This window comes from Microscilla marina ATCC 23134 (assembly GCF_000169175.1).
Classification (GTDB): domain Bacteria; phylum Bacteroidota; class Bacteroidia; order Cytophagales; family Microscillaceae; genus Microscilla; species Microscilla marina.
Map to the genome: position 1 here is coordinate 182,023 of NZ_AAWS01000005.1, position 20,657 is coordinate 202,679.

General features: G+C 42.0%; 14 protein-coding genes. 8 read left to right on the plus strand and 6 right to left on the minus strand.

Going from position 1 to position 20,657, the window contains the following annotated elements:
- The first annotated feature begins 7 nt into the window (after positions 1 to 7).
- From M23134_RS05830 to M23134_RS05855, 5 genes are all read left to right on the plus strand, one after another.
- Entirely contained in the window at positions 8 to 739 is a 732-nt protein-coding gene (locus M23134_RS05830; protein WP_002694545.1) for a LytR/AlgR family response regulator transcription factor, read from the plus strand.
- A 339-nt stretch (positions 740 to 1,078) separates the two neighbouring features.
- The gene (locus M23134_RS05835) at positions 1,079 to 1,483 is read left to right on the plus strand and encodes a DUF4279 domain-containing protein (protein ID WP_002694547.1); all 405 of its coding nucleotides are present in this window, start codon (positions 1,079 to 1,081) and stop codon (positions 1,481 to 1,483) included.
- 436 nt (positions 1,484 to 1,919) lie between these two features.
- Positions 1,920 to 2,612: a hypothetical protein gene (locus tag M23134_RS05840; RefSeq protein ID WP_002694549.1), complete on the plus strand. Its 693-nt coding sequence runs from the start codon at positions 1,920 to 1,922 to the stop codon at positions 2,610 to 2,612.
- Positions 2,613 to 2,650: 38 nt separating this feature from the next.
- Positions 2,651 to 2,842 (plus strand): hypothetical protein, encoded by a 192-nt coding sequence (locus M23134_RS05845; protein WP_002694551.1) that lies wholly within the window; start codon positions 2,651 to 2,653, stop codon positions 2,840 to 2,842.
- A gap of 712 nt (positions 2,843 to 3,554) precedes the next feature.
- The gene (locus tag M23134_RS05855) at positions 3,555 to 4,037 is read left to right on the plus strand and encodes a HEAT repeat domain-containing protein (protein ID WP_002694552.1); all 483 of its coding nucleotides are present in this window, start codon (positions 3,555 to 3,557) and stop codon (positions 4,035 to 4,037) included.
- A 1,011-nt stretch (positions 4,038 to 5,048) separates the two neighbouring features.
- On the opposite strand, the gene M23134_RS05860 is transcribed toward M23134_RS05855, so the two are convergent.
- A complete protein-coding gene (locus tag M23134_RS05860) occupies positions 5,049 to 6,716 on the minus strand; it encodes an FAD-dependent oxidoreductase (RefSeq protein WP_002694557.1) in 1,668 nt (555 codons plus the stop codon).
- A gap of 158 nt (positions 6,717 to 6,874) precedes the next feature.
- Positions 6,875 to 8,272 carry an ATP-binding protein gene (locus M23134_RS42615; protein WP_002694558.1) on the minus strand — a complete coding sequence of 466 codons (1,398 nt, stop codon included), beginning with the start codon at positions 8,270 to 8,272 and terminating at the stop codon, positions 6,875 to 6,877.
- A gap of 440 nt (positions 8,273 to 8,712) precedes the next feature.
- Between M23134_RS42615 and M23134_RS39670 the strand changes: the two genes are divergently transcribed.
- Positions 8,713 to 11,694, plus strand: a complete 2,982-nt coding sequence (locus tag M23134_RS39670; RefSeq protein ID WP_002694559.1) for an eCIS core domain-containing protein — start codon at positions 8,713 to 8,715, stop codon at positions 11,692 to 11,694.
- 32 nt (positions 11,695 to 11,726) lie between these two features.
- Positions 11,727 to 12,026 carry a hypothetical protein gene (locus tag M23134_RS05875; protein ID WP_002694560.1) on the plus strand — a complete coding sequence of 100 codons (300 nt, stop codon included), beginning with the start codon at positions 11,727 to 11,729 and terminating at the stop codon, positions 12,024 to 12,026.
- Positions 12,027 to 12,511: 485 nt separating this feature from the next.
- Here M23134_RS05875 and M23134_RS05880 read toward each other — a convergent pair whose 3' ends face one another.
- The 3 genes from M23134_RS05880 to M23134_RS05890 form a co-directional block, all read right to left on the minus strand.
- On the minus strand, positions 12,512 to 14,410 hold the full coding sequence (locus M23134_RS05880; RefSeq protein ID WP_002694561.1) for a CocE/NonD family hydrolase: 1,899 nt from the start codon (positions 14,408 to 14,410) through the stop codon (positions 12,512 to 12,514).
- A 296-nt stretch (positions 14,411 to 14,706) separates the two neighbouring features.
- Positions 14,707 to 15,576: an alpha/beta fold hydrolase gene (locus M23134_RS05885; protein ID WP_002694562.1), complete on the minus strand. Its 870-nt coding sequence runs from the start codon at positions 15,574 to 15,576 to the stop codon at positions 14,707 to 14,709.
- On the minus strand, positions 15,573 to 16,448 hold the full coding sequence (locus M23134_RS05890) for an alpha/beta fold hydrolase (protein ID WP_045113075.1): 876 nt from the start codon (positions 16,446 to 16,448) through the stop codon (positions 15,573 to 15,575). The genes M23134_RS05885 and M23134_RS05890 overlap by 4 nt, the downstream gene beginning before the upstream one ends.
- Before the next feature lie 246 nt (positions 16,449 to 16,694).
- Here M23134_RS05890 and M23134_RS05895 point away from each other — a divergent pair, with 246 nt between their 5' ends.
- On the plus strand, positions 16,695 to 17,351 hold the full coding sequence (locus M23134_RS05895) for a B3/B4 domain-containing protein (protein ID WP_002694564.1): 657 nt from the start codon (positions 16,695 to 16,697) through the stop codon (positions 17,349 to 17,351).
- 316 nt (positions 17,352 to 17,667) lie between these two features.
- Here the strand turns inward: M23134_RS05895 and M23134_RS37590 are convergent, their stop codons facing one another.
- Complete coding sequence (locus M23134_RS37590; RefSeq protein ID WP_053337256.1) at positions 17,668 to 20,454, minus strand: M20/M25/M40 family metallo-hydrolase; 2,787 nt, start codon at positions 20,452 to 20,454, stop codon at positions 17,668 to 17,670.
- Positions 20,455 to 20,657 lie beyond the last annotated feature (203 nt).

A 20,657-nucleotide genomic window follows, 5' to 3' on the forward strand; every position in this document is an offset into this window, starting at 1 on the left:
AAAGTGTATGAAGTTAAAATGTCTACTGGTAGATGATGAACCTTTGGCACATAAAATCATCCAAAATTATATAGCCCGCCTCAACACCCTCGAGGTGGTGGGCAGTTGTTATAATGCCATAGAGGCGCTTAACTTTTTATATGAGCATGAAGTAGACCTGATGTTTTTGGACATTCAGATGCCTGAACTCAACGGGCTGGATATGCTCAAGACCTTGCCCCATTCGCCCAAAGTTATTTTGACCACTGCTTATACCGAATTTGCCTTAGAGAGTTACGAGTTTGGAGTGGTAGATTATTTATTAAAGCCCATTGCCTTTCCTCGGTTTCTGAAGGCGGTAAACCGGGTAATAGATGACTCTTCAGAGCTGCAAAGATCAGAAAAACCCCCAGTCATCAATCAACAGTACTCCAACGCTAACGAAAGCTTGAACGGCTACTTGTTTTTGAAAGAAAACCAGGTGACCCACAAAGTATTTTTAAACAATATATTGTTTATACAAGCTTATGGTAATTATCTGAAGTTTTTTACGGAGGATAAAATGATTATGGTGGCCGATACCATGAAAAACATTATGGCACAATTGCCCGAAAGTGATTTTGTAAGGGTGCATAAATCTTACATTGTTTCATTGAGTAAAATAGATCAGATAGAAGGAAACCAAATCAAAATTATCAACCATACTTTGCCGGTGGGTAATAAGTACCGTTTGGTTTTTGAGCAAAAGTTTAAACGATAGTTTTTTTGTATGCAACTTCATTCATGCCAAATATAATGGGCAAATATTTCCCTACTTGTCTTTGATGACTCCCGTTGAGCCCACAATGTATTTTGCTCCGCTAAAAATAGCAGACTAAAACGCGCCTATCCCACCAATTAAATCAATAAAAGGACTTCCGTGCTTAAGGCACAAAGCAGGTGTATAGGGCAAGTATTGTTTTTAGCCTTCGGGCATTTCTCTGTCGTTAGGCTAAATGATTTTAAAATTCCTTATAGGTTTGAAAAAGAGGATTTTATGATTTGAAAAGCGGGGAGAGGTTTCTATTTTAGTGAGCATATAGACTAATAACCGAAAAAAATGAGTAATAATATCAGGCTGGAATTAACCATATTTGGAGATGCATTTGATCTAAATGAGTTGACAAGCTTAATAACTATCAAACCAACAAAAACCTATTTAAAAGGAGAAGTTGTAAAGGGGTATAATAAAACTATTAAACGTAAGGAAATGAGCTGGAGTTATTCAATACCGCCTCTTGACACGCTATATTTTGAAGAGTACGCAAACAAATTACTTGATAAGTTTGAAAGCAAAGCGGCTTCGCTAAAAGGTTTTTTATTAAAAAATAATTTGAAGATGAAGCTATTTGTAGTATTAGAAATCTCAGGTGATCAAACTCCCGCACTTTATTTAAATAACAGGTTTTTAAATTTTATAAATGACTTAGAGGGAGAGATTGATGTTGATATTTATGCTATATAGCCAACCAACCTGTCTTGTTTTTAGTCTCTGGTCTATGTCTAAGTAACAATAAGTTAACTCCTTGTGAAAATAAGTTTTCTTTGTGCAAGGCTATTGATTTCGCTAAAAACCAAATCCTGAATTACCCACTTGAGTCAGGATTTTTTTAACAGGGGCATAAGTTAGCAAAACAGGAAATGTCGAGGTATCATACTGGTTTAATTGGTTTGGTAAGGGTAGAAAGGGATAATATTTTTTTTGAAATCGTAATTATCTACTTTATCCATATTTTTTGAAAAAATACCGTCCTCGCCTCGGTTGCGTGTCCTCACCAACCGATTGGAACCCTAAAATCAGCTGTTTAGGTAGAGTATTAATTAGCTTTCATCTATAGCTCCCCATTGGCTGGACAAGCTCACTCTATGACACTACGGGTTTAAGTAAAAAAAAGAACTTGATGATGCTGATTCATATTTATTTAAATGAGGCTTTGATAGCGGAAGCTCAAAATATTCGTTTGGAACCTTACTCAACAACTACATTGAGGAAGCTGTATTTTTCAAAGGTTAAGCAAAAAGCTGATGAAATATTGCTTGAGCACGAGGATCAAGTTCAAATAGAAATTTATGCCTTAGATAAGCAGTTAATGTACTTTGAGTTTGAATTGTATGATGTAAACTATTTAGATTTGAATTTCTGGACTTTTGAAGGTTTTATAAAAAATAATGTGATATATAGACAAGGTTTCATAGATGTATATAATTATTGGATATCAGGAAAAGAAGTACAGTGGTATAACCTTCCAAAAGGTATTTCAATAATTGATTATATATTAGCTTGCATGAATTATTCTTCACTTCAAATTACTCCAAAAAAGGACGTTTTTGAAATCGATTTTGAATTGGTAAAATCAGAGTTGGACTTTGCCTGTGCATTTGCAGAAGAGTTTCTTGGTAAACGAAGTTATATGGGGCGCTATTTAGACACATTCGAAGACTGCCTTTTGACCTTATACAAGCATAGGGGAAGGTATTTTGAAGACAAAACTATTAAGCTGAAGCACATAAATAAGAATGAAGATATTCATTCACTGATTGATGAAGTGAAGCTTATTTTAAAAAAGTATAGATTCAATATTATTGAAGCTTAATACCAAACTGTTTTGTCGGTAAATATCGAAAATATCGTATGCCTTTCTCAAAAAATAAGTTCGATGCTTCTAATTTCCATCATAAAAACCAACCCCTGACTTATTCCTTTGAGTCAGGCTTTTTTAGACTTAAAGATGTTGTAAAACCTTTAGCAGGTGCTAGTAGCGTTACGGTATTAAAGGCTAAACAAGCTTACAAAGAAGTGAAGGTAGCAAGAAATAATAAGTAATATGAAAGGCTTTAAGATTAGTAACTGGAGATTCTTTTGGATACCTATCCTACTTCTTATAGTTAGTGTTTCTTCGCCTCGGTTTGTGTCTTCACAAATCGCCTCGTCGTAGCGCCTGTAAATAGTGTTTTTCAGGGTTCCAGTCAGCTCGTGGAGACACGAGCTGAGGCGATGACGGTACTTTTGAAAAAAAGCTGGGTAGAGTAGGTCGGGGTCTATTAGTAAAACATTTAACTTTATTATAATTGCCTTCCCTTCACTTATTTTGGCGAAAAACCTCGCAGAAGTGATAACACTCACTTGGTACTCTATTGAATATAAAGAAAACCTATTCACAATAAAAAAAGTACTATTCATTGTAATTAGTTCGCTGGCAATCGTTTTATTTTTTTGGTTAATAGGCTTTGACCCATCCAAATTAAAGTCGTAAAAAAAACTGCTTGTTGAAGCGAAGGTGAATGAAAATAAAAGAATTCAAACCCTCGCTCTTTTAACCCTTCCTTTAGGAGACTTAAAAGTGTTGATGAATACAAGCCTCCCGACTTGTTTGCGAATGCAAAGCCAGACATAGTTAAAATCTGTTGAGCCATAGCATAGGTTTTGTTTTCTCTCAAATATGCAAATGTAATACTGATTGAGCCAAAACCACTACCCAGCCCGTCAGCTTCGATAGATAAAACAAACCGAAAAAATCACATAAAACTAGTAAAACATGCACTTAATCAAGAAGTTTTTATTTTTTTGTGGGTGGTACGAACCCTTAGCAAAAGATGTAACCAAGTGGAAGGAACGAGGTAACATTGGAACCTTGACATTTGTGATCAAAAAGATATCTCGTATTCCTGAAAGCAAGCAGCCCTACATGACTGTAGCCATTATAGAGGCTTTCACAGATTTGAAGGCCCATGCAGCCTTGCCTATTTTATTAAAAAAAATAGATAGTAATTCTGAGGCTGTTTCTCGTGCCGCAATTACCGCGATACAAAAAATGGGCTTGATAAATCTCAGGATTGAAAAAGTCATAACCAACAAATTAGATTATTGGGATTCCCCTTGTTTTATCCCATTCAAGGGGAGTGTACTTAAAAGTAGTTTTAGCGAAGACACTTCATTTCACAATAGGAAAAAGGGAGCTGAGAGACTGCATGAGATATTTGAAGCTCAGAAAAAAAATAGCGGTTATGGGTATTATTAACTGAAGTTACGCAGACCTACTTATTTTGATGGTCATACAGTTTTATTGCTCAATGGTTTGGCTACGCATTGCGCAACAATATAGCCATTCAACAATAGAAACAAGTGACCTTCAGAAAACTAAGTAACTTGAGTGATTAATCTAAAAACCTATTCTTTAAACTAAAAGCCCAAACCAGTACTCTACCCAGCTTTTAACTTCGTTGAGCTCAGCACAGTAAAACTGTAGCTTCGGTTTTTCAAAAGTACCGTCATCGCCTCAGCTCGTGTCTCCACGAGCTGATCGGAACTCTGAAAAACACTATTTACAGGCGCTACGACGAGGCGATTTGTGAAGACACCATAGCCGTCAGGTTAAGCAAACAAGTGTAGAAAATTCACCCCAAAAATACCGCCACCACCTCAGCGAGTGGAGACACTCGCTGATTGAGTCACAGTCTGGTCTCTTGTGAAGACACAAGCGACGGCGGAAGATATTTCATTTCACCATAGGAAAAAAGGCACTGAGAGGCTGCATGAGATATTTGAAGCTCAGAAAAAAAATAGCGGTTATGGGTATTATTAACTGAAGTTACGCAGACCTACTTATTTTGATGGTTATATGGCTTTATTGCTCAATGGTTTGGCTACGCATTGCGCAACAATATAGCCATTCAACAATAGAAACAGGTGACTTTCAGAAAACTGCGTAACTTGAGTGATTAATCTAAAAACCTAATCATTAAACTAAAAGCCCAAATCAGCATAACTGGTTTGGGCTTTTTTTTAGCATATTGGCAAACATATAAGCACACAAATAGGTGTACATAATACCAAATTGTTGCCATTACTTGTACACTAAATTCTTTGTCTACATCTAAAAACCATCAACAAGCTTGTCTCCTCCTCTTGGTCTTAAGCGCAGCTGACCAAGAGAGCGGGTAACGATAGCGAAGAACTTGGTCGGCTGTGTTAAGACCACTACAAGTGAGTTTGTATAGGTTTTCAATCAGACTTGGTATAAGACTATAAATCAGTTTTCAGCAAGGTACTCATGCACAAATTTGATCGCCATAGCCCCTTCGCCTACTGCCGATGCTACCCGGTTCATAGCCCCGGCGCGCACATCGCCAGCGGCAAATATGCCAGGCACGCTGGTTTCGAGCAAAAAAGGCTCACGTTGTGGTATCCAGGCTTTGTGAAACTCATGGTACTTGAGCAATTCGCGTCCGGTTTCTAAAAAACCCCGTTGATTGCGCAATACCTCTAAGTCTATCCACTCGGTATAAGGTTTGGCGCCAATAAAAATAAACAAAGCCCCCGCCTCACGTTCTTCCTCAGCTTTGGTTTGGGTATTTTGCAATACTACCTGCTGAAGGTGGTCGCTCCCCTTGGCAGCTGTGATAGTGGTGTAGGGCAACAAGGTAATATTTTCGGTGCCTGCTATTTGGTCTATCAGGTATTGCGACATGCTGATGCTGAGGTCGGGTCTGCGAACAACAATGTATACGTGATTGGCAAATTTTGCCAAATACATAGCACCCTGTCCGGCAGAGTTTCCACCGCCTACTATATATACATCTTTGTTGCGGCAGGCGGCAGCTTCAGTAGTAGCAGCCCCATAGTAAATGCCTGCTCCAGTAAAGTCATTCATTCCGGGAGCTTCCAGTTTTCGGTAGTCTACCCCGGTAGTCACTATTACCGCACGGGTATGAATGGTTTTGCCATCGTCTAAAGTGATAATTTTGTAATTATCTTTGGTCTCTATATTATTCACCTGCACTGGAGACAAAAACTCAATGCCAAAGCGAGTAGCTTGAGTAATGGCGCGCCGCGACAAGTCCTGCCCGCTTAAGCCCGACGGAAAACCCAGGTAGTTTTCAATACGAGAGCTGGTACCTGCTTGTCCACCGGGTGCCCTCCGCTCTATCAACAGGGTTTTTAATCCTTCCGACCCTCCATATACCGCTGCCGACAATCCCGCAGGCCCGGCACCTATAATGGCTACATCGTACATAGTGTCAGAGGCTTGCGACTTATGCCCTGTTTTGGTGCCGATGTCAATCAGGCTGGGGTTCGTTAACACTTCACCGTCTTCAAAAAATACCGCAGGCAAATTTTTATAATCAATATTGTTCAGGGTAGCCAGTTGCTGGGCTTCTTCACTTTGTTCAATGTCTAACCATTGGTAAGGCACCAGATTTCCTGCCAGGAAATCTTTGATTTGGTGCGACTTGGGCGAAAACTGATAACCCAAAATTCGTATGCCATTAAACCCAGGTTTATAATTCATTTGCCAAACATCGAGCAAGTCTTGTATTACTGGAAACAGTTTTTCTTCGGGTGGATTCCAGGGTTTGGTAATGTAGTAGTCGAGTTGTACATCGTTGATGCCTTTGATCGCAGCCTCTATGTCCGAGTAGGCGGTCACCAATACCCTTTTTGCTTCCGGAAAAACCTCTACCGCCTGCTCCAGGTATTCTACCCCCAGCATTTCGGGCATGCGTTGGTCAGATAAAAATAAGGCAACTACTTCGTTTTTATTTTTTAATTCCTGCAAAGTTTCCAATGCTTCTTTTACTGAGGTAGTACTCATTACCTTGTACTCCTTCCGGTACTGTTTTCTTAGGTCACGTTGCAGTGCGCTCAACACCTGTGGTTCGTCGTCTACTGCAAAAATGATGGGTTTCTTCTTACTCATTCTATCTATGCTTTATCTTAATTCTAATGGTTCTTGCTTTTAGTCTACAGAACCCTGACAAGGTTCTAGGTACACCCTGTTCAATAGGCAACTAACAAATTCATAGTGTGTTTATTTTCAGTGGTTTATGAATTTTTTAGTTAAAAGCCATCCACTATTTATATATTTCGTGAAAAACACACCATAAATTGAGTGCGCCCAGGAACAGACTCTACCCTGATTTCAGCCTGGTGTTGGCGCACAATCCGTTGCACCATATCTAGCCCCATGCCAGAGCCTTTACCCATTGCTTTAGTAGTAAAAAACGGGTCGAATATTTTACCTAAAACGTCTTCGGGTATGCCCGTGCCATTGTCAATGATATAGACACGCAAGTAGTCATCGTCGAAATCGGCCGCTATTTCCAGGGTGCCCCCTTCAGGCATAGCATCTATGGCGTTGTCCATCAAGTTGGTCCATACCTGATTCAGTTCACTTACAAATACTTTTACTTGAGGCATCCCTTTCGGGAAATTTTCTTTAAGAGCAATTTGTTGTTTTTTAATCTTATGCCCCAAAATAGTCAGTGTATTACGAATGCCCTCCCGTACATCAGCCATTTGCTGTTCGGGGGCTTGGTCCATATGGGTGTACGACTTCACCGAAGTTACCAGCTTGGCAATGCGCGAAGAGGCCTCTTCTATTTCAGTCACCAGTTTTTCGGTACTTAACACACTTCTTATCCAATTTGCCACCGGAGGAAAATGTTCGTCAGGTACGTGCACATACATTTGCTCTAGCATGTCTATATCGCAATTAAATTCGGCGAGCGTTTCGGCTATTTCGCTGCCATCATCTATGCCATGCTCTTCCAGCCAGTCGGTAAGTTCATCTTCCAGATCGGTTTTCTCCATCAGGCTCATATCAGTGCGAGGACCTGCACCAGCTTTGGCAAACAACAAGTCATTGACTGCATCTACTTGCGCAGATTTCATTCTTATACACATGACCTTTTTAAAGTTGTCGGGCTGTAGTTGAAGCTGCCGCTTAAGCTCTGCGGCACTGCGTACTACTGCCGACGCAGGGTTATTGAGTTCATGTGCCAGGCCTGCCGAAATCTTACCCAAGGCAATCATACGACCGTTTTGTTCTTGTTGTTTGGTAAAGCTACGTACCCGGTTGGTCATGGTGTGCACCAGCATTTCGGTAAGCTCGTAGTGGTCGCGAATCATTTCTTTGAAAAATTCTTTGGGCAACGACATAATGGTGGTGTTTTTAGATGTAATGCCAAAGCCATTGGCGGTAGTGCCCCGCGAAAAAGGTAAAATACCGCTCACCTCGCCTTTGCTTGCCTGGGCTACCTCTCTAAATTGCCCGGCTTGCTCGGCTCTAAACGAAATTTTGCCCTCTAATATAAAATGGGTATGCTCTATAGGGTCACCTTTTTTAAAAAACTCCCCTCCATCGGGCAATTCTACCACGGTAGAGTGGTCAATAAGCCACTGTAGTTGGTGGTCGGGTATGTGGGCAAATGTGGCTAGTTGGCTGAGGTCGGCTACTGATATAACTTTAGACATGGGTGGTTTGTAATAAGATATAGTTTGGGTGAATTGTTCACCTAAAACTACATAGATATTTGTTAAGAAAAAAGCTTGGTTGTCATACGAGGTAAACTACTATTTTCAATAAAAAATTACGATGTATGTTTAACTACCATCCAGAGAGGAGGTATACTACCATTATAATCCTGAATTTATTTACTTGCGTCACTGTTAAGTACTACTAAAATAATTACACTTAGTGATCTTTCATAAATAATTTGAGCCATTAAAGTGTATCTATTGCCCTCATTCTTCTCAAAAAAAAAGCCTCATACCTTTGGCTATGCACCGTTTTTTTTGAATTGTCTGAGAACAATATATTTTCTTAAATTGGCACATCTTATTTTTTCCAGATCACTTATTAATAGAGGAGTACACTCATTAATCCATCTAAAACCACAAAATACCTGTTAACAATGCATAAAAATCAAAGTAACGAGGCGCAAGAACAAAGTACCCCTCCACAGATTGTTCAACAAAAAAAAGCACCTGGGGCAAAACAAACCAAAGAAAGTGGCAAGCTACCCATTCAGGCAAAGCAGCAAGTTGTACAGCGAAAAGATAAAACACCACCACCCATTCAGGCAAAACAACGCCCGGTACAACGTCAAACCGGAGGAGTAAACGAAGCACAGGTAAAAGCCAATGTAAGTAGCCTCACGGGTACCGATGTTTCGGACGCCCAGGTACATTATAACTCAAGCCTGCCCACCCAAATGAAGGCCGAAGCTACTGCTCAAGGCAATCAGGTACACCTGGCTCCGGGCAAAGAGCGTCACCTGGGGCATGAACTTACCCACGTAGCCCAACAAAAACAAGGGCGGGTGCAACCCACCATTCAGGCAAACAATGGGGTAGGCATTAACAACGACCCCAAACTAGAAAAAGAAGCAGATGATGTAGGAGCTAAAGCCATGCAAATGAAAAGCAATGTTGATGCTCCGGTTCAGCGGGCGTCTGGCGGCAACAGCTCTGAATCTCCCATGCAGTTTAACCTGGGCGCCTACGCCATGTCAGGGCAAGGTTCTGGTATGTTGGGCAACCTTTTTGGCACCAGTACTTTTCAAGAGATTAGTACTAAACTGGGCGCTTATCAGGCGTCTGCCAACCAATCAGAAAAAGACCAGCTGCTCAAACAGATCAAGCAACTGTCAGAAAAATGGCTTAAAGACAATCAAAAAGCCCACTCTGCCAATGCCAATACCAAAAGAGACAGCATACGAGGCTTACTTGCCCTGGTAAACGAAGAGATGGCGTCAAGAAATGATGACGCAAAATACTTTAAAGAAGCCAAAAAGTTTGAGCATAACTTAGGACTTTACCTTTTTAATCACGGAGGTGCTCAAGCAGCAGTCACTACTGCGCTCAACAAAATGAGTGAAGTCATGGGAGTGGAAGCTGACAATTCATTGGCAGGAAATATTTTTGGAGGGAATAATGCCAAATATGCCGGCAATGTAGGCAACGATGTAAACCGGGTAATGGAAGTAGTTAACCAAGGCAATCTTCGTGAAAAACTCACCGCGTTTTATAATGCTTCGCTAGGACCATTTAAAAATATGGTGACTGAGCACATCAAACTCACTGGGAGCATGGACGGACAAAACTGGCAACAGGCCAGGCAGTCTTTGGGCAACAAAGGCATTGCAGACGAAGGCATTGATAACATCGAAGCCCGTAAAAATCAAATAGAAGATTACCCCAATCAGCTTGGCTGGGGCGCTTTAGGGCTTTTGGGGCACCAGGAAAAAATGCAGGATTTGTATACGGCTGCTGCCGACCCTTATGTAAGGGGCAAGGACGATGCGCTAAAGAAAGGACAAAAAGGAATATTTGAAAAAGAAGGTCGGGCTGAAGCCTTTGACCTGGGTACTTTTTCGCCGGAGGCTTTCAATTTTAATTTTGATCAATTTGGCTTTCGCCCGGAAGACTTACAAGGAGATCCCAATGGTATGCTGGGCAATGCCTTGAATACCAGTACTTTTGCCAAAATACAAACTGCTTTGGCAGGCTTTACCAATGCTGTCAATAGCAACGATAAGTTGAGAAATTATAAAACAATGAAAAACTTGAGCTGGAAATGGCTCAAAGATCACCAAGGACAAGAAGAAGTTGATGTTCAGACCAAACGCCAAAGCATAGAGGCTTTGCAGAGAGAGTTAAATAAGGTATACAGTGGGAGCACCCGCAAGGCGAGCGATTTGACCAATGCCAAAGGTTTTAGTGCAGAACTGAGCGATCGGGAAAAGTTGTTTATTCAAGAGCAAAACCCTTCGTATGAAAAAGATACGATGTTTGGAGGATATTTTTCGAGGCTCATGGGAATCGATACTTATGAACAAGACAAGGAGTTGCCCTGGGAAGAGGGGGGAACCAGGTTTAACCCCAACCTTAAAAACAGTTGGATGAAAAAAGCGGTCAAAGAATTGAAAATGCCAGTAGTAGCCGGGCCTTCAGGCACCACCGACCGTATGCTTACTGCCTTAAATTTTCTAGGGTTATCGGCACAGGCCGAAAACTTTCGTTTAGGTCTGTTGGGTTGGATGCTTACCAGTAACGACCATAGCTTTCATGAGATTATGTCGGTGTCCAAATCGTTTGGGCTAGAGTACGAAGAAGGCCCTTATGCTTACCACAAAATATCCCCGCTTACTATTCAACAAATTAGAGCAAATGTTTGTGAAAATGGGATGTTTCCCGATGAGATTGTATATGATGGACATCGGGCAGATTTTGCTTTAGTACAAAATGAATTAATTGACCCCTGGACTGCTTATGGTACACTGGCACCAGACTTACAACAACGCTTAAGTCCTGCCGCAGCGGCAGCTATCAGGTTGTATACTGGTGGAGGGTATCTGGTGCAAAATCCAGCAAAAGAAAGTGGTGATTTGGTGGCTAAACAAAAAATAAAACACCAGGTAGAAAATAAGCCTGAATTGCTACACCTTAAAAATGATTATGAAGCAGGCAATGTAAGTTTAAGTGAGTTGTTGAAAGAAGGGAAAACACATAATGCCATGTTGTACAATGCGTTAAGAGATTTGCCAGATCACGTTGGCAGTGTATATCGGGGGCAAGGTAGTTTGCCTTGGGATACTTTTACAGTAGGGCAAACCAAAACCCTGCATAAATTTACCAGTACAACCAAAACCCTGGATCGTACATATCCTTTTATGCAGACAGGGCGCATTACTACTCCTGTACTTATAGAAATGCAGGTAAATACGGGTAAAGATGTTTCTTCTATTTCGAGGTACCAAGCAGAAGAAGAAGTTTTGTTGCAACCTGGTACTACTTTCACGGTAACAGCGGTTACTCCTGGCGTGAATGATAACCGAGACAATGTACCCAATGACAAACGCCCATATACAAGGGTAGTAATGACCCAAAACTAAATAATCAGCCACATCATATCAGATACAAAATAATGAAAGACCACAATCAACCCCAGTATTGTAGCCATTGCCAACAAGCCATTGACCTTAGTGGCCGTTATCCTCGTCGCATTTGCAACGATTGTTATCAATTATTGACAGATAAAGAAGGGCGTGCCATTGCGTACGTCAACGACGATTTTTCGGACAGTGTGCAAGGGTTTTATACAGATGTAAACCCGCCAGTTCCTTACGACTCCCTGACCTGCTATATCAACGAAAGTGCATTTCGGGCAGAAGAAGGGCGCTTTGGGGGCGTAGTAGTGCAACATTTGCCAGGTGTTAGGAAATAACTTAACTGACCTTTCGCAGGTCAAAAATTTGTTTTCTGTGAAAAAATACCACTCAGCAAAATATGCTAATAAAAAGCAATAATTCGAGTATCTGTGAGCCATTACTTTTTTCTACAGGTAAAAAAGTAATCAAAAAACCCGCAGCTGTAGTTTGTTTCGCCTAAATCTGTTGCACTACGCCGAAACAGCTCAAACTCGCTTCGCTCAAACAGTGATCTGTTTTTACGGCTTCGTTTCACAGATTCTTAACGGCAACAAACTAAGGCTGAATCCAGCTGACGCAACCTTAGTCCTAAACTGTATTTTTTTGCTTAAAAACAAAAATACGTACTGCGAAAGGTCACTAACTTAAGTTGCTTACCTTGTTATAAACCCAATAATGTATACTACCAGAGCTTAGGTGATGGTATGGCTGTTTTCATAAATTAACTCCCCTTGAGTTGTTGAGTCATCTCTTCAAATTCAAGGGGAGTTTTTTTGAAAGCCTATTTTTTTAGTACTTCTACCTCTATATAAGACAGATTTTTGGCATTATGATATACCCTGTGCATTTGCTTTACAAAGTCATCATCGTTGGCTTTAAATATATTGGGTACATATTTTTGTGGATTGCGGTCAAACAACGGAAACCACGTGCTTTGTACCTGAATCATAATGCGGTGCCCCTTCTTAAAGGTGTGTAACACGTCTTGTAATGGAAAGTTTACTTCGGTCACTTGGTTAGGTACAAAGGGTTTCGGTTTCTCAAAGCTTTCGCGAAAGCGCCCCCGCATAATTTCACTGCGTACCATCTGCTGATATCCCCCCATTTTTATATGTTTGGCAAGTTTTGGGTGCCTTTTGGCATCATCAGGATACACATCTATCAGTTTTACGACCCAATCGGCATCAGTACCCGTGGTAGAAACCTTCAGCTTGGCCATCAGTTCGCCCCCCAGCGTCATATCTTCTTTGAGCACTTCGCTCTGAAAAACCAATACATCGGGTCGGCGACTGGCAAATCGTTGGTCGTCTGTCATATAAGGGCGGGGAGTAAACACAATGCGGTGGTCTTCGGTATAAGGCACTGGCTTGTTGGGGTCGCTCATAAACTCAGTAAAAGCAGTTGTTGAACCAGGGGCATTCATTGTCAGTTTTTCGCCTTCCTGCAAAAATATTTTTACTTTGCGGGCATTGGGTGCAGGCCATTGATTAAACGTTTGCCATTTTTTTAACCCGGTATCAAACATATATGCCTCAGGCAATTGGGGCATTTTTCTGTTTTTTAGAAACTTACTAAAAAAATTAAACTCAATGGTACTTTGGTAAAACTCAGAAATGTCATCTCCAAAGTAAATGTCATTGATAATTTGTTTTTTGTGGCTACTTGCCCAGTCACCGTGCGACCAAGGGCCCATTACTATAGTGTTGTGCGCCTTTGGGCTGTTTTTCTCTATAGTTTTGTAAATGTTCAAAGGGCCTGATAAATCTTCAGCATCAAACCAACCTCCCACTGTCATTACAGCGTGTGTTATGTCTTTGAGGTGAGGCAATAAGTTACGTTTTTGCCAAAACTCGTCATAGTTGGGGTGGTTGACCAGTTGTTGCCAGAAAAAATTGTCTTTGCCATAGTATTTATCAGCATTTTTGAGGCTTCCCATTTTCAGGTAAAAATCGTACCCATTGCTTTCTTTGGGGCGCACAAAATTGTACCAGGGTTCAGTTGTGTTTTTTTTCTTCTGAATACCAAACAGTGGAGTAACCAGCCAGTAGCTCAGGGTATAAGCTCCCCGGTGGTGGAAGTCATCAAAGTAGAAATCTGAAATAGGTGCTTGAGGCGATGAGGCCTTCAAAGCCGGGTGGTTGGCAAGGGTACCCACTGCGGCATAAAATCCCGGATAAGAAATGCCCCATTGTCCTACTTTGCCATTGTTGTGTTTTACGTTTTTTACCAACCACTCTATAGTATCAAAAGTATCGGTACTTTCATCAAAGTTTTTGGCGTTTTCTCTTGCGCCTTTAGGCAGTTGAGGGCGCATATTGTCATATTTGCCTTCCGACATCCACCGTCCACGCACGTCCTGGTGCACAAAAATGTATTTGTCGCGTACCAAAAACTTAGAGGGTCCCAAGCGGTTCATAGAAGGAAACTTATTGGCGCCATAAGGACGGCAACTGTAGCAAGTACGCTTCATGAGTATAGGGTATTGGTTGGCAGGGCTGGCATCTTTGGGCACATACACCACAGTATACAAGCGAGTACCATCGCGCATAGGTATTTGATGTTCATACTTGCGGTAGTTGTCTTCTACAAAAGTATTGCTTTGGGAATTAGAGCGGCACGAAATGGCTACCAAAAGACTCAGCAACAAACAGATTCTCAGGTGGGGTAAAAATTGATTCATAAAAAAAGATTTTGTTTAGTGATCTTTCATAAATAATTTGAGCCATTAAAGTGTATCTATTGCCCTCATTCTTCTCAAAAAAAAAGCTTCATAGCTTTGGCTATGCACCGTTTTTTTTGAATCGTCTGAGAACAATATATTTTCTTGAATTGGCACATCTTATTTTTTCCAGATCACTTAATAGAGTGAGGCTATAAATATCCGATATAACCAGGTCAATTCATAAAAATGAAAAATATTTAATGATTGATTCATTGCCCATTATCAACAACGAGGCAAGAGTGATCGTAAAAGCCTTATTTCTTCAAATTTTTCAAATACTTCAGGAGGGCGGTACGAATGTATTGAGGGTGAGTCCAGGGGATGAAATGATTCATTTTTTTATCAATGATCATTTCCAATGGGGCGTTGCGTATCATCCTTTTGGCGAAAGCTGCATTGGCAAAAGGCACTACAATGTCTCGTTTGCCATGAATATAAGTAACTGGCAATCGCAATTTGTACCAATCGTCATACATTTGCTCCAGTTCGTCAACATGGCTGAGCTTTTCGTCGTTTGCCACCCTAAAGCCACGCGGTACTATCAGGCGAATAAGCAACCAGTCGGCAGGGTAAGAAATCCAAAAGATTTTTTCGTGCGCCGGATCAATCGCAGGAGCTGCCAGTACCAGTGCCGCCACTTGCTTGGGGTAGAGCACCGCCATCTTGGCTATGATGGGTCCTCCGTAAGAGTGCCCCACCAGAATAGCCGGGTACCCCGAACGGTTGCTGTCTAACAAAGGCTTGAGTAGTTCGGCTTGTTTTTGGATAGAGGGCACCGATTTACCATAATTAGAATACCCATAACCAGGACGGTCTACCGATACCAGGTGAGCCTTGCCCTTGAGGGCACTATCTGCCAAAAAAGCATTGAAGGCCTCCAGCCCGCCAGGGGCACCGTGTACAAATATCACCATCGGCAAAGTATCGGCTCCGGTGGCTATATAGCGTATGACGCGTTTGCCCACCTTATAACGTTTGATTTTTACTGGAGTCGTTTTTTTGCTAAAGTATGCTTTGATTTCACTGTCGTTTACCCGCATTTTCATGCAACCAGTACTTAGCATACTAATGCTTGCCACACAAAAGATAAAAACAAGGCGGTGCCTGAGAAAAAAATAGGTCATAGAGTCTGCGCTAAATATTTATGAATTGCCCGATGAATATATTGGGGGTGAGTCCAAGGGATGAAGTGATTCATTTTGTCCTCTGTAACTACCTCTAGCTGGGCGTTCACCATCATTTTTTTTGCAAAAGCAGTATTTGCAAAAGGCACCAGTATATCTTTTTTGCCGTGAATATAGGTAACAGGCAGCGTGAGCTTTTTCCAGTCGTTTTTTAGCAGGTGGAGCTGTTGAGCGTGATGGAGTTTTTCATCATTTGCTACTCTAAAGGCAGGGGGTACCATCCAGCGCAGCACAGCATAATCTATAGGGTAAGAAATCCAAAACACTTTCTCGTTTTTTGGGTCAATGGCTGGGGCAGCCAACACCAAAGCCGCTACTTTGCTGGGATAGTCCATGGCCATACGCGCTACTATGGGCCCTCCATACGAGTGCCCTACCAATATAGCCGGATGCCCCGAATGGTTGAGGTCTAGCAGTGGCTTCAGCAATTCGGCTTGTTTTTGAATAGAGGGTTCTGACTTTCCAAAACCTGAATACCCGTAGCCAGGGCGGTCTACTGCCACCAGGTGGGCCTTATTTGTAAGGTTGCTATCTACCAAAAACTCTTTGAAGGCGTCTAACCCACCCGGAGCACCATGCACAAATATCACCATCGGCAAAGTGTCGGTTCCGGTGGCAATGTAGCGTATTTGACGATTGTCTACAGTATAACGTTCAATTTTTACCGGAGTAGACCGCGCTTCAAAGTATGCTTTTATTTTTTGGTCGCTCATGCGAAACTTCATAAACAAAAAAACGATTTGTACCAGCACTAACAGAATTACCAGAGTGATTAGTAGGCGTTTGACCCATTTTGATAAAGTTTTGTGCATGGTGGTAACTTTTTTAAATTGATTGCCTGAGGAATGGTTAAAATAATATTTTTTTCACACAAACATGGTAGGTTTCAGAGAATAATTCACTTAACGGAATGTTAAAGCCCAGATTATTCTTTTTATTCGTGGCATCATCCACCGTTTAGTAAAACGGAAAAAATAAATTGTTCCAAGAGAAGATCACACCTGAACGTTGTTTGATGGAGCAGGCGATTTTTGTCGTTTTACTTAGAAATAATTTCTATGAAACAAATAAAAATTACAGACAAGATCAAAGCACTTTGCCCTCAGCTAGAGTTGGGTTGTTTGTCTGCCAGTATACAGCTTCAGGCAAAAAATGACGCCTTATGGCAAAAAATGCTGGCGTTGTACGAGGCAAAAAAAGACCTCCCTATGGATAAGATTAAGGACATTCCGGCAATTGCTTCATCACGAATGGCTTACAAAGCATTGGGCAAAGCACCTAGCCGTTATCGCTTGTCAGCCGAGGCGTTGCATCGACGCATTGTCAAGGGGCAAGACTTGTATCAGATCAACAATGTGGTAGACATTATCAACTGCTTGTCTATCGATACGGGGTTTTCTATTGGTGGCTATGACCTGGACAAAATAGCCGGCGATATTTTGCTCGACTTAGGGCAAGCAAATGAACCTTATGAAGCCATTGGGCGAGGTAATATCAACATTGAAAATTTGCCGGTTTTTCGCGATGCTTCAGGGGCTTTTGGCAGCCCTACCAGCGACTCTACCCGTACCTGCATCACCAACGACACCCAAAAAGTGCTATTGGTTTTTCTCAATTTTGGCGGGCACGCTCATTTAGCGCAAGCATTAGACGCTGCCCAACAATTACTGCGCGATTTTGCCGCCGGAGAGGAGTTGGAGGTTTGGCGGGTTTAAAAGCCCTGGGGCAAATTTTAAGCATTGTGTCAGTTTTAGGGAGTAACCACAAATAGTATACGCATTTGACAGCGGATGTTTCGCCCTGATGCGTCGTTAAATTTTTTGACCGTAGCTATGGCTACGCTCGCAACCGTCGCACAGGCTGGCTCAACATTCACTGGATGTTGCCATCTCGCCTCCAACCAAAACCTCTCACTGAAAACACGTACTTTATTTACTGGTTGCTCCCTTATGCTAAAAAACTGCCTGACCGTACAATACAATCAGGCAGCCAATTAAAAACCTACGTATGTTACCAGACAAGGCAGCATATTTATTCCTTCACCAATCGTTCTGCCTTGACTTGATCTTTATTTTTCATAATTACCAGGTATTGTCCAGCACGCAACCTTGACACATCCAGTACAATGTGTTCGCTTTTATGCTTATAAGCTATATTTTTCAACTCTACCCCATACAAGTCAAACACCTTTACCTCAAACACCTCTTTGCCTACTGCTATGCTCGTAAAGCCTGAAGTAGGGTTGGGGGCAAATCGGGAAGAAGTACTGCCTAGTTTTTCTAAGGCCGCATTGTTGGCAACAAAGCTTGCCAAAGCAGTTTGTTTGGCAAAGGCATTGCCTCCAATGTTTACCGTATAATCTTCTACCTCGCCATAAGTAAAACTCTCACAAGAAGTAGGCGTTGCGTTGTATTTCATAGATACCCTCATTCTGGTACTACCAGTAGCAGCGCCTGCGGGCACAGTAAAAGAACCGCTTACCTGGCTGGAACTGGTGCTATTCTGAGAAAACACCAATTCACCACTATCAGTAAACACCCCATTTTGATTGTAATCTATCCATACCGCGTACCCTTCAGAGTAAGTTTGCCCACCCCAGGCAGGGTTAATGGTAATGTCAGTGCTGTTGCCCTTACTCAGGTTGGTCGATTGCGCCGTAAAATCAGAGTAACCTCCGTTAGAATTGCTAGAGCTGTTGTCAATGCTGCCAACCCTTACCCTGCCAATCCATTCATCGCTTACTGTGTTGCCCTTAGAGGCGCAGTAGTTGAGCGGAGCCACGGTTTTTTCTCCAATGCGTAGCTCATCTATGGTAATATCACTGGTGTAGTTGTTTCCGGTAATTCCGCGAAAGCGTAAAGTAATGACACTTGACGACGTAGGTAGGTCAATAGTTGCTTCATTCCAAGTGTTGCCTTGGTTGCCACTCTCAGACCATAAGTCAGTCCAACTACTGCCTCCATTGGTGCTTATCTGTACTTTCAGGGTTCCCATACCTGCACCATACATGTGGTATTTGAAGCTAAGTTGTGGAGCCGACAAGTCAGAAAGCTTGACACAAGGGCTTACCAAATCAGCCGTTTTGCTGGGGTAGTTAGGCGACGAAGCCTCTATGTACATATAATAGTTGCCATCTGCGGCACTTGACGGCCCGGTATTGTTAGAAGGAGTACCGTTGTTGTCACGACTCCAGTCTATATTATCAGTGTTGCCTTGGGTCCATACTCCCGTACCCGACTCAAAGCTTTCGGTATAAGGAAAAACCGTGATACCGTTGCAGGTGGGAGTACCAGTGGTAGTAAAATTAGCCGAAGCCGAATAACTGGAATTACCTCCTGTACATACCCCTCTTACCTGAAACTCATACCCTGTGCCTTGCAATAGACCACTTGCATTGGCAGAGGTACCACTGGTGTTCAGTGCAGTCCAGTTGCTGCTACCTTGGGCTCTATAGCGTACATTGTAACTATTGGCGCTGCCAGACCAAGACAAGGTAGCCGAGGTGCTGCCTATAGAAGAAGCGTTGAGGTTGGTGGGTACTGCACAATTATTGTTAACATCGCTCGACTTACTTACCTCTATCAAAAACTCAAGGGCTAGTTTTACAAATTTTTGGGCGTGCACCGAGTTGGCCGTAGGGAAATTCTGATAAGTATCGTTGGCAGTGTGTATGTGAGGGTTTGATCCCTGAAAGCTGGCCTCTAGTGGAAAAGCCGCATCGTATCCTTTTTGTGCCCAGCTATAGTGGTCAGAGCAACCATAGTTACATTTGGTTGTACCATAAGTAAGTTTGTGGGTGCCCGAAGCATTGTAATGGTCCATCAACTGGGTCAAAAACGTGTTCAGGGCATTGTCGGTATAAGAGTCGTTTACAATGTACACATCATTTGACGAGCCATTGTAGTTGGTCATGTCAAACTGTACATAACTTATCACGTTTACATTTCTGTTTTTGTAGTCTTGAGCTATTTCATTAGATCCCCTCAAACCCACCTCTTCGGCGGCATACGCCATAAACTCTATAGTACGCTTGGGTTTGTAGTTCATATCTATCAATACCCTGGCTGCCTCGGTAATGGTGGCAATGCCCGAAGCGTCATCGTCTGCCCCCGGCGCATTGTTGTTGTTACTGGGGTTTGTACTGTCGAGGTGCCCGCCAATGATCACAAACTCGTCAGGGTTTTCGGCTCCTTGAATAGTCATAACAACCGAAGGCATATTAGAACTGGTGTGGTTTACCAAACGTACCGAAATATCGCTTCTACCTACAGCCAGCGCTTCCCACTTAGCTTTGAGGTCTATAGCCGATTGGGTAGCCGAGCTTTTGGTGTGATAACGCGTACCGTAGCTTACCAAGTCTAGAATTGTATTCTGAATGTTGATGTTGTTTACCATTCCAAGACTTTGCAATACCTTGGCATCCTGGTCAATGGTATAATTAAAGGCTACAGTTCTTCTTTGTTGTTTGGCTTTACTCACTGGGTTGTTCAACGCCTCAAGTGCACTTGCCAGACTGTTTTTATATACATAGCCAGGCCCATGTACCAATACTTTGTGGTGCAGTTCATGGGCGCCTTTTTCAGTCAGCTTTATGGCACTTACTCCATACTTAGTGGCAAGAATAAAAATATCGTTGGGCAACTCTTTTTTCAACGCAAGCGCATGCTTGGCGTCTGCTGTAGCATAAAACTGTCCTGATGCCAAAGCACCACTTGCCTGATGACGGTGAGCCTCGGTTTGTTGTGCGTTTGTGCTCAGTACGCAACCCAGCAAGCATATCAACAATAGGTAGATTTTAAATAGCGGTGGTTTGTTCATAATTTTTTATTTGTAATAGTTGTGTAATATAATTGGGCGATGGCGATGCTCGAATATTTTGAGTCGTAACCCTTGGTTGTTTGTGTAAAACAATGGCTGTAAGGTTAGATTTTTTAGGGTTTTTTGGGCAAAAAAGGAGGTATACAAAAAGTAAGCAGAAACATTTTGTGGAAATGATTGTATAATGCAATAAGTAAACTTTG